General features: G+C 71.8%; 10 protein-coding genes. 8 read left to right on the plus strand and 2 right to left on the minus strand.

The features are described 5' to 3' along the window. Positions 1 to 17 precede the first annotated feature (17 nt). The 5 genes from xylB to ACGFZW_RS04240 all read left to right on the plus strand — a co-directional run bounded on the left by xylB (position 18) and on the right by ACGFZW_RS04240 (position 7,021). Positions 18 to 1,448 carry a xylulokinase gene (gene xylB, locus ACGFZW_RS04220; RefSeq protein WP_393891472.1) on the plus strand — a complete coding sequence of 477 codons (1,431 nt, stop codon included), beginning with the start codon at positions 18 to 20 and terminating at the stop codon, positions 1,446 to 1,448. A gap of 99 nt (positions 1,449 to 1,547) precedes the next feature. Then, entirely contained in the window at positions 1,548 to 2,873 is a 1,326-nt protein-coding gene (locus ACGFZW_RS04225; RefSeq protein ID WP_393891473.1) for an ROK family protein, read from the plus strand. Positions 2,874 to 3,032: 159 nt separating this feature from the next. After that, positions 3,033 to 4,442, plus strand: coding sequence for a family 2B encapsulin nanocompartment shell protein (locus ACGFZW_RS04230; protein ID WP_393891474.1), 1,410 nt, complete (start codon positions 3,033 to 3,035; stop codon positions 4,440 to 4,442). Between the two features lie 313 nt (positions 4,443 to 4,755). Beyond that, positions 4,756 to 6,171, plus strand: a complete 1,416-nt coding sequence (locus ACGFZW_RS04235) for a family 2B encapsulin nanocompartment shell protein (protein ID WP_393891475.1) — start codon at positions 4,756 to 4,758, stop codon at positions 6,169 to 6,171. Positions 6,172 to 6,409: 238 nt separating this feature from the next. Further along, entirely contained in the window at positions 6,410 to 7,021 is a 612-nt protein-coding gene (locus ACGFZW_RS04240; protein ID WP_393891476.1) for an N-acetylmuramoyl-L-alanine amidase, read from the plus strand. Positions 7,022 to 7,121: 100 nt separating this feature from the next. On the opposite strand, the gene ACGFZW_RS04245 is transcribed toward ACGFZW_RS04240, so the two are convergent. After that, the gene (locus ACGFZW_RS04245) at positions 7,122 to 7,976 is read right to left on the minus strand and encodes a phosphatidylinositol-specific phospholipase C/glycerophosphodiester phosphodiesterase family protein (protein ID WP_393891477.1); all 855 of its coding nucleotides are present in this window, start codon (positions 7,974 to 7,976) and stop codon (positions 7,122 to 7,124) included. Between the two features lie 68 nt (positions 7,977 to 8,044). On the opposite strand from ACGFZW_RS04245, the gene ACGFZW_RS04250 reads away from it, so the two are divergent. Further along, complete coding sequence (locus ACGFZW_RS04250; RefSeq protein WP_393891478.1) at positions 8,045 to 9,283, plus strand: phosphodiester glycosidase family protein; 1,239 nt, start codon at positions 8,045 to 8,047, stop codon at positions 9,281 to 9,283. A gap of 338 nt (positions 9,284 to 9,621) precedes the next feature. On the opposite strand, the gene ACGFZW_RS04255 is transcribed toward ACGFZW_RS04250, so the two are convergent. Continuing rightward, positions 9,622 to 9,816 carry a hypothetical protein gene (locus ACGFZW_RS04255; RefSeq protein WP_393891479.1) on the minus strand — a complete coding sequence of 65 codons (195 nt, stop codon included), beginning with the start codon at positions 9,814 to 9,816 and terminating at the stop codon, positions 9,622 to 9,624. A 329-nt stretch (positions 9,817 to 10,145) separates the two neighbouring features. Between ACGFZW_RS04255 and ACGFZW_RS04260 the strand changes: the two genes are divergently transcribed. Both ACGFZW_RS04260 and lysX read left to right on the plus strand, forming a co-directional pair. Further along, positions 10,146 to 10,658, plus strand: coding sequence for an Ig-like domain-containing protein (locus ACGFZW_RS04260; RefSeq protein WP_393891480.1), 513 nt, complete (start codon positions 10,146 to 10,148; stop codon positions 10,656 to 10,658). Between the two features lie 277 nt (positions 10,659 to 10,935). Next, positions 10,936 to 14,250 (plus strand): bifunctional lysylphosphatidylglycerol synthetase/lysine--tRNA ligase LysX, encoded by a 3,315-nt coding sequence (lysX, locus tag ACGFZW_RS04265; RefSeq protein ID WP_393891481.1) that lies wholly within the window; start codon positions 10,936 to 10,938, stop codon positions 14,248 to 14,250. Positions 14,251 to 14,327: the final 77 nt, after the last annotated feature.

The following is a 14,327-nucleotide window of genomic DNA, read 5'->3' on the forward strand; positions in this document are numbered from 1 at the left end:
CGGCAAGGGAGAGCGCGATGGGCGCACAGTCAGCGGGACCGCTCGTCGTCGGCGTGGACAGCTCCACCCAGTCCACCAAGACGCTGGTCGTCGACGCGGAAACCGGGGAGGTGATCGCCCGGGGCCAGGCGCGGCACACCGTCAGCGGCGGCGACGGCAAGGAGAGCGACCCCCGCCAGTGGTGGCGGGCGCTGGGTGAGGCGCTGGACCAGTGCGGCGACGCCGCGCGCCAGGTCTCCGCCCTGTCCGTCGGCGGCCAGCAGCACGGGCTGGTCGCGCTGGACGCGGCCGGCGAACCGGTGCGGCCCGCGCTGCTGTGGAACGACGTGCGGCCCGCCCCGCAGAGCGAGCGGCTGATCGAGGAGCTGGGCGGCGCGAAGGCGTGGGCGGAGCGCGTCGGGAGCGTGCCGGGCCCCGCCTTCACGGTGGCCAAATGGGCATGGCTGCGGGCGAACGAGCCGGCCGCGGCCGGCGCCACCGCCGCGGTACGGCTGCCGCACGACTACCTCACCCAGCTCCTCACCGGCCAGGGCGTCACCGACCGCGGAGACGCGTCGGGGACCGGCTGGTGGGCGTCGTCCAGCGAGTCCTACGACACGGAGATCCTGGAGCATGTCGGACTGGCTCCGGGAACGCTGCCGCGGGTCGCGCTCCCAGGGGAGGCCGCCGGCACCGTGCGGACCGACGAGCTGCCCCTCCCCCGGGGCGCGCTGGTGGCCGCCGGCACCGGCGACAACATGGCGGCCGCCCTGGGACTTGGGCTCCGCCCCGGACAGCCGGTGCTGAGCCTGGGCACCTCCGGCACGGTCTACGCGGTCTCCGCACACCGGCCCGCCGACCCGACCGGTACCGTCGCGGGCTTCGCCGACGCCCGCGGCGACTGGCTGCCGCTGGCCTGCACCCTGAACTGCACGCTCGCCGTGGACCGGGTGGCGGCGCTCCTCGGCCGTGACCGCGAGGCGGTCGAGGCCGGTGGCGGCGCCGTGATGCTGCCCTTCCTCGACGGCGAGCGCACGCCGAACCTGCCCGGCGCGTCGGGCCTGCTGCACGGTCTCCGGCACGACACCACGGCCGGCCAGCTCCTCCAAGCGGCGTACGACGGCGCGGTGTTCACCCTGTTGCGGGCTCTTGACCGGGTGCTGGACGCGGACGCGGCGGCGGACACGCCGCTGCTGCTGATCGGCGGCGGGGCCAAGGGCCGCGCCTGGCGGGAGACCGTACTGCGGCTGTCCGGCCGCCCGGTGCTGGTGCCCGACGCGCAGGAGTTGGTCGCGCTCGGCGCCGCGGCACAGGCGGCCGGCCTGCTGCTGGGCGAGGACCCGGCGGCGGTGGCGCGCCGTTGGGGGACGGCCCGGGGCGCGGAGTACGAGGCGCGGGAGCGCGACGACGCCGCCCGCGACCGGCTGGCCTCGACCCTCGCCGACGGCGAGGCGCTCCTGCGGCGGTGAGCCGCACCCCACCCCGCCGAGAACCCCGCTCCCCCGCCCCGAGGCATCCCGACATCCGCTCTGCAGGCCGCGCCTGCGCCGTTCGCCCGAGGAGACACCGTGACCGCGTCCGGCGGCGACACCCAGCACGGCATACGCCGGCGCAATCTGGCCAGAGTGCTGCAGGCGGTGGCAGCCGAGGGGCCGCTCTCCCGCGCGGGCGCCGCGGCGCGGATCGGGGTGACCCGGGCCGGGGTCGCGCCGCTCGTGGACGAGTTGCTGCGGGCCGGCCTGCTGGTGGAGACCGGGCGGGCGGCTCCGAGCGGACGGGGCAGGCCGGGCAGCGAACTCGCGGTCAGCGATCGCGGACCGGCCGGGATCGGGGCCGAGATCGGCGTCGACCACCTCGCCGTGTGCGCGGTCGACCTGCGCGGCCGGGTACGGGCCAGAGCGGCCACCGAGGCCGCCAACCGGCACAGCGCGCCCGGCCCCGTGCTGCAGCGGCTGTCCGCGCTGCTCGCCGGAGTTGCGGCGCAGATCGCCGCCGAGGGTCTGCATCCGGCCGGTCTGACGGTGGCGGTACCCGGCCTGGTCGCCCGTGGAACGGCGACCGTCGTGCACGCTCCCAACCTCGGCTGGCGGGAGGTCGACCTCGCGCCCGCCCTCGCCACCGCGCTCACCCCGCCGCCCGTTCCGGCACCAACCGGCTTCCCTGACGCTCCTGGCGACTCCGGCACGTCCATCCCGCTAGGTGTCGAGAACGAGGCCAACCTCGGCGCCCTGGCGGAACTGCGACTGGGTGGCGGCCCGGACGGCCTTGCCCCGCCCTCGGACTTCGTCCATGTGTCGGCGGAGATCGGCATCGGCGCCGCGGTCGTGGTGGACGGCCGACTCCTGCGCGGCGCACGAGGGTTCGCGGGCGAACTGGGTCATGTGCCGGTCTATCCGGACGGTCTGCCGTGCGACTGCGGCGGCCGCGGCTGCCTGGAGCAGTACGCGGGCGAGGAGGCGGTGCTGCGGGCCGGAGGGCTCACCCCGGAACGAGCGGCGGCGGAGCATCCCGGCCCCGGGGCGCGGAGCGCCCTGCTCGCGCGCCGGGCCGCCGCCGGGGACTCCGCGACCGTGCGCGCGCTGGCCGACGCGGGCGCGGCACTGGGCATCGCGCTCGCCGGCACGGTGAACTTGCTCGATCCCCGGGCGGTGGTCCTCGGCGGCGCGCTGGCCCGGCTGGCGCCATGGGTACTGCCTTCGCTGGAGCGGGAGTTGACAATGCGCACGGCCGTCGCGACGACTCCGGACCGGCCGGGCCGCCCCGCGGTCTTGGTCTCCCGGCTGGGCCCTGACGGCCCGCTGCTCGGGGCCGCACACACCGCGCTCCGGGCGGTTCTGGACGATCCGATCAATGCGTGCGCCCCGCCTCACTCTCCCCCCGTCCGATTCCGCTAAACCTTTCCATGGAATGCGATTTCCATGCCACTCCATCGAGTGATTGTGTCGATAAAAAGAACACCACTATCTTCGGTTGAGCGGGCTGTCGCCGAACACCCTTGAAATGGGCCTTCGCGCCGGCCGCCCCGCACCGTTCGACGAGATAGGCGGAGCACTGTGACGATTGCCGAAGAGACGTTATCCGGAAGCGCTGAAGAGGCCTCTCAATCGAGTCTGAGCACCACCGCGGCGCGGAATTTGGCGACGACCACCAAAACCGCGCCGCAGATGCAGGGCATTTCTTCTCGCTGGCTGCTGCGGCTGCTGCCCTGGGTTCAGGTCTCCGGCGGCACCTATCGCGTCAACCGCCGGCTCACCCACACCGTCGGCGACGGGCGGATCGATTTCGATATCTCCGGCACCGATGTCGCGATCATCCCCGAGGAACTCCGTGAGCTGCCCGCGCTGCGGGACTTCACCGACACCGAGGTGCTCGGCGCGCTCGCCGGGCGCTTCACCCAGCAGGAATACGCGCCGGGCGAGCTGATCGTCGAGGCCGGCGCGCCCGGCGACCGGCTGGTGCTGATCGCTCATGGCAGGGTGGACCGCATCGGCACCGGCAAGTACGGCGACAACACCGCGCTGGAGCCACTGGCCGGCGGTGACCACCTCGGTGACGAGGCGCTCACCAGCACGGACGCCACCTGGGAGTACAGCTACCGCGCGGTGACACGGGTGACCGTGATGTCGCTGCCCCGGCAAGCAGCGCAAGAGGTCGTCGACCGCTCACCCGAGCTGCGCGAGCATCTCGACACGGCCGGCCAGGGGCCCGTGCTGCCGACGAACGCCAGTGGGGAATCGGCCGTCTCCGTCGCCTCGGGGCACCACGGCGAGACCTCCCTCCCCGGGACCTTCGTCGACTACGACCTGGCGCCGCGCGAGTACGAACTCAGCGTCGCGCAAACGGTGCTGCGCACCCACACCAGGGTCGGCGACCTCTTCAACGACCCGATGAACCAGGTCGAGGAACAGCTCAAGCTGACCATCCAGGCGCTGCGCGAGCGCCAGGAACACGAAATGATCAACAACCCCGAGTTCGGGCTGCTGCACAACGTCGACCTCAAGCAGCGCATCCGCACCCGCTCCGGTCCCCCCACCCCCGACGACCTCGACGATCTGCTCGCGACGGTCTGGAAGGACCCGGGCTTCCTGCTCGCCCACCCCAAGGCGATCGCGGCGATCGGCAGGCAGTTCAGCGCCCATGGCCTGTATCCGACGGCGGTCGACTTCATGGGGCACTCGCTGCCGTCGTGGCGCGGCGTACCCATCTTCCCCTGCAACAAGATTCCTGTGACGAAGGAGCAGACGAGTTCCATCCTGCTGCTGCGCACCGGCGAGGAGAAGCAGGGCGTGGTCGGGCTGCACCAAGCGGGAATTCCCGATGAGTACGAGCCGAGCCTTTCGGTGCGTTACATGGGAATCGACGAGCGGGCAGTCATCAAATATCTGGTCAGTGCCTACTATTCGGCGGCCGTTCTGGTGCCGGACGCCCTGGGCGCCCTCGAAGACGTGGAAATCGGCCACTGAACCGAACGCACGGGAAGGCACATCGCCCCGCAGCCCGTGCGTCCACCACCCCGGGTTCGGGATGCGGCGGTGCACCGCCGTCACCGCCGCCTCCCGAACCCGGGCGGGAGGGCATCAGCCCCACCATGACCGGGTTCCGCCCCTCCTGACTGCGGGCCCCTGGCCCCATCCGACCACAGCAGCACCGGCAATCAGAGCGTCGGCGGACTCCGGCATGCCCCGGCCGGCTCCGCAACGCCCGTGGCGCGCAGAGCACTTCAGCACCCCAGCACCTCAGCACCTCCAGCACTGACAAGAACAGGTGAACTTCTTCATGACCACATCGGTGGACCCGACGTCCGGCCCGCAGGCCTCAGACATCGAGCAGAACCGTTCCAGTCTGGACACCGCGGCGGCGCGGAAGCTCGCGACGACGACCAAGACCCCGCCACAGATGCAGGGGATCTCGTCCCGCTGGCTGCTGCGCGTCCTGCCCTGGACGCAGGTCTCCGGCGGTACGTACCGCGTCAACCGCCGCCTCACCCACACACTCGGCGACGGCAGGGTGGAGTTCGTCTCGACCGGTGCCGAGGTCCGCGTGATCCCTGTGGAGCTGCGGGAGATCCCGCCGCTGCGCAGCTTCGAGGACACCGCGACGCTGGAAGCGCTGGCCGACCGGTTCGAGCAGGTGGAGTTCGCCCCCGGTGACGTCCTCGCCGAGCAGGGGCAGCCGGCGGACCGCGTGCTGCTGATCGCGCACGGGAAGCTGAACCGGATCGGCACCGGCAAGTACGGCGACGAGACGGTACTGGGTGTGGTGGCCGACGGTGCCGCCCTCGGCGAGGCGGCCCTGCTCGGCCCGGACGCCGAGTGGGAGCAGACGATCCGGGCGGTGACCCGGGGCACGGCCCTGGCGCTGCCGCGCAGCGAGGTCGAAGAGGTCCTCGGCCGTTCGGAGGCGCTGCGCGAGCATCTCGACAGCTACCGCTCCGCGCAGGTGCCGCCGCAGAACAAGCACGGCGAGGCGGCCATCGACCTGTCCGCGGGCCATTTCGGTGAGACGTCCCTGCCGGGCACCTTCGTCGACTACGAGCGAGCGCCGCGCGAGTACGAACTCAGCGTTGCGCAGACCGTGTTGAAGATTCATTCGCGGGTCGCCGACCTCTACAACGACCCGATGAACCAGCTGGACCAGCAGCTGCGGCTGACCGTTGAGGCGCTGCGCGAGCGCCAGGAACACGAAATGATCAACAACCGCGAGTTCGGACTGCTGCACAACACCGACCTCAAGCAGCGCATCCACACCCGCAACGGCCCGCCCACCCCGGACGACCTCGACGAGCTGATCGCCCGGCGCCGCAAGACGCAGTTCCTGCTGGCGCACCCGCGGACGATCGCGGCGATCGGGCGGGAGTGGAACGCCCGCGGCATCTACCCGAGCGGCATGGAGATCGAGGGCACGCCGGTCCGCGCGTGGCGAGGCATCCCGCTGCTGCCGTGCAACAAGATTCCGATCAATCCTGACCAGACCAGCTCGATTCTCGCGATGCGCGTCGGCGAGGAGAACCAGGGTGTGGTCGGTCTGCACCAGACCGGGCTCCCGGACGAGTACCAGCCCGGTCTCTCGGTGCGTTTCATGGGCATCAACGAGCAGGCCGTCATCAACTACCTGGTCAGCGCCTACTACTCGGCGGCGGTGCTGGTGCCCGACGCGCTCGGCGTCCTGGAGGACGTGCAGATCGGTCACTGACCGGCGCGTGATCCCGCCCGCGTGCCCGCGGCCCCGGCTCGACCTCCGAGCGGGGCCGCGGTACACGAGTGACGCCCGATCAGGTGTTCTTCGTTCCTGACCTGCGCCGTTCCTTCTTTGGTCGAGCCCATTGGCAGATCGGCCATTCCCTTGGCAGGGCCGGTCCGGTTGCGCATCATGAACGCATCGATGTGCGTGACATGTACGCGACCACCTTCGGTCCTTGTCAGGAGTTCACATGGAGCCCGACCGCCATCACCCGGCCCGCCGGCGCCTGCTCACCGGTGCCGCCGCGCTCGCCGCGTCCACCGCGCTCGCCCCGCTCACGGCGGCCACCGCCCGCGCCACCCCGTCCGGCACCGCGGGCTATCCCCCCACCCACTGGACTCCGGCCAGCACCTCCAACTACACCGCCGCCAACCGCCCGACGCAGTACCCGGTCAATCTCGTCGTGGTGCATGTGACGCAGGAGACCTACGCCGACACCATCAAGCTCTTCCAGGACCCCGGCCACAAGGCTGCCGCGCACTACGTCGTGCGGTCCGACGACGGCTACATCGCCCAGTGCGTACGGGAGAAGGACGTCGCCTGGCACGCCGGCAACTGGGACCACAACACCCGGAGCATCGGCATCGAGCACGAGGGCTGGATCGACGACCCGACGTGGTTCACCGACACCCTGTACGAGCAGTCCGCGCTGCTGACAGCCGCCATCTGCAAGCGCTTCGGCATCCCCAAGGACCGCGCGCACATCATCGGCCACGTCGAGGTGCCAGGCTCCGACCACACCGACCCCGGCCAGTTCTGGGACTGGGCGCACTACATGCAGCTGGTGACCGCCGCCCCCTGAACGGACGTCGGGCGGCTTCGTGCGTTTGCCGCCCACGGCTGCGCCACCGCCGTCGGCAGCGCCGCTGCCGACGGCACCCCGCCGGGACTGCGGAAGGGGATCAGCCCGTGGCGCGCAGGAAGCTCGCAAGGCCCGGCAGGTCATCCGAGTTGAGGTGGTCGACCCCGGCGTCGAGCAGCGCCCGCCACACCGCCTCGCGCTCAGGTCCTGCCGTGTCCGGCGTCGCCCAGAAGCGCAGCCGACGACGCTCGGCGTGCGCGGCGGCCGCCAGTTGCCGGAGCCCGGCCCGTTCGTCCTGCGGCATCGGCCCGGCGCCCTGCCAGCGGAAGGTGTCGGTCCAGGACGCGGAGACCAGCGGGAGGAAGGAGGCGGGGGCCGAGGTCCCCAGGTCCTCCGGCCGGCCGTCGTAGAAGGCGTGGCGCACCCGCTCGGCCTCCATCGGGGCGCGGGCGGCGCGGTCACCGGAGACCACCGCGGTGACCGGCCCACCGTGGACCCGGCCGGCGGTGTATCCGCTCAGCAGGTCGCGGTAGCGGTGCAACACCCGGGCCAGGGCGCGGTAGGTCGGGGCTCCGGCGGTCTTGATGTCGATCAGCAGCTGCAGCGAGAGGCGGTGACCCGGGTAGACCGACCCTCCATTGGCGTGAATCCGCCGGCGGAGTGGGTCGAGATAGAGCGACTCCAAGGTGCGCGCCGGGTCGAGATCCGCCTCCTCGTGGGCGACCAGAAGGTGACCGCCGACGAGCCAGATGTCCGCCTCCACGCTGCCGAAGCCGTGATCGAGGGCGTCCAGCAGGGGGCGGGGGTGCGCGTAGTCGTTGTGCGCGTGGGCGAGCCGCAGCGGCGCGGGGCCGGAGGCGGCGTCGTGATCACGGGCGAGGGCGGGCCCGGTCAGGCCCGCGGCGAGGGCGGAAGCGATCGACACGACGACTGTACGGCGGATGTGCAGATTCATGACATCTCCGGGTCATAGTGAATGACTTGGACACATGGGACAGTTGGCAGGACGTCAGGGGGGGGCTCGTGAAGCTTCGATTCGGCCGGGTTCGCGCGGTGCTGACGGTGCTGGTGGCATGGGGTGTCGTGGTCGGCGGGGTGGCGGGCGGAGCCCCGGCGACCGCCGCGCCGGACACCTTCCACCGCTCGGATGCCGTGCCGGTGGCGCCCGGTGTGGAGTACGACGAATTCCGGATGACGGTGCCGCGCGGCACGGTGCACGGGCATCTGCTGACGGTCGACCTGACCGAACCCGGGGTCTCGACGGACCTGCTGTATCCGGGGGCGGTCGGCGCGCGGTCGCCGGTGTCCGAACTGGCCGAGGCGCGAGACGCGGTGGGCGCGGTCAACGGCGACTTCTTCCACATCACCGAGACCCAGCACCCGGGCGTCGAAGCGACCGGCGCCCCGGTCGGCCCCGCCGTCGCCTCCGGACGGCGGCTGAAGGGCGCGGTGCCGAACGGCCAGCGGTTCGGTCCCGCGATGCCGCCAGGTGCCACCACAGAGGACGTCATCGGGGTGGGCCAGGACGGCAGAGCGCGGCTCGACCGGCTGGTGCTGCGCGGTGCGGTGCGGACCGCCGAGGGACAGCTGCCGCTGCGCGGGCTCAACCAGTACGCGCTGCCGGTGAACGGCATCGGGGCGTACACGGAGCGGTGGGGCCCGGCATCACGGGTGCGGGCGACCTGTGGCACGGACACCGACCGGGCGGCGCCGTGCAGCACACGGACCGCCGAGGTCACGGTCCGCAACGGCCGTGTCGCGACTGTCGAGGAGCGGCCGGGCGGCGGCGGTGTCGAGGCGGGGAGTCTGGTGCTGGTGGGCCGTGAGGAAGGGGCGCGGCAGCTGAGCGAGCTGCGTGTCGGTGAGCCGGTGGGTGTCACTCACCGGCTCGTGGGCCGGAGCCCCGTACCCCTGCGGTTCGCGGTCGGCGGCTTCCCGATCGTCCGTGGCGGACAGCCGGTTGCCGGTCTCGACACGGTCACCGCGGCGGTCCGCACCGCCGCGGGCACGGGTGAGGGCGGCCGGGTGCTGTACCTCATGGCGCTCGACGGGGCGGTCGGTCAGGCGGGCCTGACGGTACGGGAACTGGCCGAGCTCATGGCCCGGTTGGGGGCGCGGGACGCGCTGGACCTGGACGGCGGCGGGTCCTCCACGCTGGTCACCCGCGAGCCGTACGACCCGGAGGTCACCGTGCGCAACCATCCCTCGGGAGGCATGGAGCGGCCGGTGCCCAACGCGATCGGCGTCTTCTCCGACGACTGACCGACCGCCACGATCCGCGGCGGTCCGGCTCTTGCGAGCGCATCGGACTTCGCAGGCGGTACGACCGCAGGGGCGCCTGCCGGGCGTACGGCCTCAACTGCCGGACGTATGACGTCAACCGCGCGAAGGTCGCACACATGTCGGCGCGCACGGTCCGGACTGTGGCGCAGGACCTCCGAGTTCGCCGCCGTGCCCGATGGGCGACCGCGCCCCGGGCTCGGCCGCGCCCCGGCACAGCGGCGAACTCCGCAGCCGCCAGGGTGCCGCCCCCGTTGGCGGCCTCTCCGAGCGCGCCGGACGGCGGCGGCCCGGCGCGCCGTTCCGATATGCCGGGATCGTCACGGGCGCACGCTGCTCACCACGTCCGCGGCGCCGGACAGCCCGTTGTGGATGTCGGGCGCGAGGCTGCTGCTCGCCAGGTAGAAGCCGAGCAGCCCGCACACCAGGGCATGCGAGAACTTCAGCTTCCCGCTGCGCAGAAAGATGACGGTCAAGATCACCAGCAGCACGACGACCGAAATGGAAATAGCCATGGCACACCCTCCTCGACCGCCGCCCGAACGGGCGGCAATGGGCGGCCAGTTTGGCGTATTTCAGGGTATGTCCGGTTGGAGTCCGGGTAGTCCGATCAGGTGATCACTGCGGGTCACCGGGCGGAGGGCGCCGCATTTCCGCAGACATCTGTCGTGCCGCCGACACCGCGGACGCACCCTCGACCGATGCCGACCCGGCCGCTCCGCAACCGCACACTCCCGCAGCGAAGTGGCGTGGATCACATAACCGCCTGCAACGAGGCATCGGGATCGGCCGTCTTAGCGAGCGACATCACCGCCGCACGCGTACTGCCGACCGAGAGCCGCCCATGATCTTGTTCCCCGCACTCCGCCCTTCGCGGCACACCCCCCGGCTGCGCGCCACGCTCGCGCTGATACCGCTGGCGAGCCTCGGCGCGCTCACGGCATGCGGGGGCAGTGCGGCATCGGCGTCCGCGGGGCACACGGTGCAGGTGGGACTGGGTGCGGCGAGCGGCGCCCGGACGGTGCAGGCCGGGGACAGGCTCCGGGTGACCGCGGGCGGCGGGGTGCTGACGGAGGTGACGGTGACCGATCCGAAGGGCCGGCAGCTGACCGGCCGGTTCGGGGAGCACGCGACGGTCTGGACCTCGGACGCCAGGACCGCGGCGGCCACCAAGTACTCCGTCGTCGCCCGCACCAGGAACGACCGGGGCGACACCGGCGAGGCCAAGGAGTCGGTGACCACGGCCAAGGCGGCGAGGTCCGACGGGCGGATGAACGGCGTCACCACCGACGACCGGCACAGCGGAACGGTCCGCCGTCCGCCGTCGGACGGGTTCGAGAGGCAGATCGGGTCATGAACTCCGCGACGGCACCGCCCACGGCGCCCCGCGAGGTGAACGCCACCCGTCGCACCGATGGCCGCCGCCCGTGCACCGGCACGACCGATGCGGGCGCGGGGCTGCTGTATGGCAAAGTCCACGTGGGTGATCCGAACGGGGTCACCGGATCCTCCGTACGAGGGAAAGCCGGCGCGGCCATCGGGATCGGAGACCGGATGGTCGACCGGTTCCGACGGCAGAGCAAGAGCGCCCTCTCGTCGACCAGCTGACCGCTTTCAAAGCCTAATGTGACGGAATGAGCACCGTGCAGGACCAGGATCAACTTACGGGGTGGCCGCGCTTCCGGCGTCGTGTCCCCAATGGCTTCGCCATCGTCTTCAGTGTGTTGGGGCTCTTCTGCGCCCTGACGGCACTGATCGGGCCTCTGCGGCGCGGCCTCCACCCGGTGATCTACTGGCTGGACACCCTTACCATCCCGGTGGCACCGAACTTCGCCTACGCGGCGTTCCTCTTCCTGCTCGCCGCGGCGATGACCGCGCGCAAACGGGTCGCCCTGTGGTTCGTCGTGGCCTACATGCTGCTGGTCTCGCTCGCCGACGCGCTGTTCCTGGCCGCGGGGTACTGGGAGTTCGCGTTCTCGCTGGTGCTCTGCGCCGGAGCGCTCCTGCTGCTGGTCGTCTCGCACCGCGAGTTCTACGCGATCACCCGGCGCGGGGCGTTCCTTCGGGCCACGCTGGTGCTGGCCGCCGGTCTGGTGGCCGCGGTACTGATCGGCTGGGGCCTGGTGGCCCTCGCCCCCGGCTCGTTGGAAGCCGGCGGCGCGAACCGCCTGCTGTGGGCCGCCAACCGCGTCTGCGGCGGGCTGGTCGGCGGCCGGCTGATCGAGGGGCACCCGCCGCACTGGATCGTCACCGTGCTCGGTCTGCTCGGTGCGCTTGCGCTGCTGAACGCCGCCGCCGCGCTGTTTCGTTCGCAGCGCATGGAGGCGGCACTGCACGGCGACGAGGAGTCCCGGATCCGGGCGCTGCTGGCGCGATACGGCAGCCAGGACTCCCTGGGCTACTTCGCCAGCCGTCGCGACAAGGCCGTGGTGTTCTCCCCCAGCGGCAAGGCCGCCGTCACCTACCGCGTCGAGGCCGGCGTCTGCCTGGCCAGCGGTGACCCGGTCGGTGACCGGGAGGCATGGACGCCCGCCATCGAGGCCTGGTTGGAGGTCGCCGGTCGTTACGGCTGGCAGCCCGCCGTGATGGGAGCGAGCGAGGACGGCGCCAAGGCGTTCGCCCGCAGCGGTCTGGGCGCGCTCCAGCTCGGCGACGAGGCGATCTTGCACGTGGCGGGCTTCGACCTGGACGGCCGGGAGATGCGGGTGACCCGTCAGGCCGTGAACCGCGTGGAGCGCAGCGGCGCCACGTTCCGGGTGCGCCGGCACTCCGCGCTCTCCGACGAGGAGATGCAGGAGGTCATCCACCGCGCGGACGCCTGGCGCGACACCGAGACCGAGCGCGGCTTCTCGATGGCGCTGGACCGGCTGGGCGACCCGGAGGACGGCGACTGCCTGCTGGCCGAGGCGTTCGACGGCGACGGCAACATGATCGCGCTGCTGTCGTTCGTGCCGTGGGGCACCGACGGCATCTCGCTGGATGTGATGCGCCGCGACCGCAGCGCGCCCAACGGCGTCATGGAGTTCATGGTCGCCCGGCTGTGCGCACAGGCGGGACAGCTCGGGGTGCGGCGGATCTCGCTGAACTTCGCGGTCTTCAGGTCCGCCTTCGAGGAGGGCGCCCGCATCGGTGCGGGTCCGGTGCTGAAGTTCTGGCGAAAGCTGCTGCTGTTCTTCTCCAAGTGGTGGCAGCTGGAGGCCCTCTACCGCTCCAACGCGAAGTACAACCCCGAGTGGTACCCGCGTTTCCTGTGCTATGCCGACGCCGGTGCGCTCGCCCGGATCGGTCTGGCCTCCGGTATCGCCGAGGGCTTCGTGGCCGTACCGAGCCTGGGCAAGCTGTGGGGCAAGGGGCACAAGAAGCGGATGCTGGCCCCGGCGAGCACCGCGGGTCTGCCGTCGCTGCACGAACTGGGCCTGGTGCACACCCCCGCCACCGAGGAGGAGCAGCGGGCGCAGGAGCTGGCCGCGCTGCCCGAGCAGGTGCGGGTGCGCCACCGCAAGCTGGAGCGGCTGCGCGAGGACGGCACCGACCCGTATCCGGTCGGTGTGCAGCGCACGCACACGCTCGGTGAGGTGCGCGGGGAGCACCCGGACGTCGCGGCCGGTGACCGTACCGGGAAGACGGTGAGCGTCGCGGGACGGGTGCTGCTCACCCGTGACCACGGTGGTGTGCTCTTCGCGGTACTGCGCGACTGGTCCGGCGATCTGCAGATCGCGCTGACCCGCGACGGCAGCGGCAGCGAGCTGCTGGACCGCTTCGGGACGGATATCGACCTCGGTGACCACGTCGAGGCCGAGGGCGAGGTCGGCGCGAGCGATCGCGGTGAGCTGACGGTGTTCGTGACGGGATGGCGGCTGACGGCGAAGTGCCTGCGCCCGCTGCCGGACAAGCGGCGCGGCCTGTCCGACCCCGAGGCCAAGGTCCGGCAGCGCTACGTGGACCTGGTGGTCTCGCCGGACGCCCGGGAGACGGTGCGGGCCCGCAGCACGGCAGTGCAGGCGCTGCGCCAGGGGCTGATCGACCGTGGGTATCTGGAGGTCGAGACGCCGATGCTCCAGCAGGTGCACGGCGGCGCCAACGCCCGGCCGTTCCACACCCATATCAACGCCTACGACCTGGACCTGTATCTGCGCATCGCGCCGGAGCTGTATCTCAAGCGGCTGTGCGTGGGCGGTATGGAGAAGGTCTTCGAGATGGGGCGGACGTTCCGCAACGAGGGCATCTCCTACAAGCACAACCCCGAGTTCACGATGCTGGAGGCGTACCAGGCGTTCGCCGACTACGACGTGATGCTCGATCTGACCCGTGAGCTGATCCAGAGCGCCGCAGTCGCGGCGTTCGGCAGTGCCACCGCCCGCAAGGCGGACGACAAGGGGCGGCTCGTCGAGCACGACATCTCGGGGATCTGGCCGGTGAAGACCGTCTACGGCGCGATCTCCGAGGCGCTCGGCGAGGAGGTCGACGCGGACACCGATCCGCGGGTGCTGCGGCGGCTGTGCCACGCGTCGTCGGTGCCGGTGAAGCCGGAGATGAGCCGCGGTGACCTGGTGCTGGAGATGTACGAGCGGCTGGTGGAGGAGCGGACCACGCTGCCGACGTTCTACAAGGACTTCCCCACCGAGGTCTCCCCGCTGACCCGTCAGCACCGGCTCGACCCGCGGCTCGCCGAGCGCTGGGACCTGGTCGCCTTCGGCACCGAACTGGGCACCGCCTACTCCGAGTTGACCGACCCGGTGGAGCAACGCCGGCGGCTGACCGCGCAGTCGCTGCTGGCGGCGGGCGGTGACGTGGAGGCGATGGAGCTGGACGAGGACTTCCTCCAGGCCCTGGAGTACGCGATGCCGCCGACCGGTGGTCTGGGGATCGGCGTGGACCGGCTGGTCATGTTCCTCACCGGCCTGTCGATCCGCGAGACGCTGCCGTTCCCGCTGGTGCGGCGCCGCTGAGAGCGGCATTGGTGACGACCGCCCGCGGCCCCTCGAAGACGGGGTCGCGGGCGGGCGGCGTTTGGTGCGGGTGGCCG

Origin of the sequence: Streptomyces sp. NPDC048248 (assembly GCF_043201875.1) — a bacterium.
In the GTDB taxonomy this organism is placed as follows: domain Bacteria; phylum Actinomycetota; class Actinomycetes; order Streptomycetales; family Streptomycetaceae; genus Streptomyces.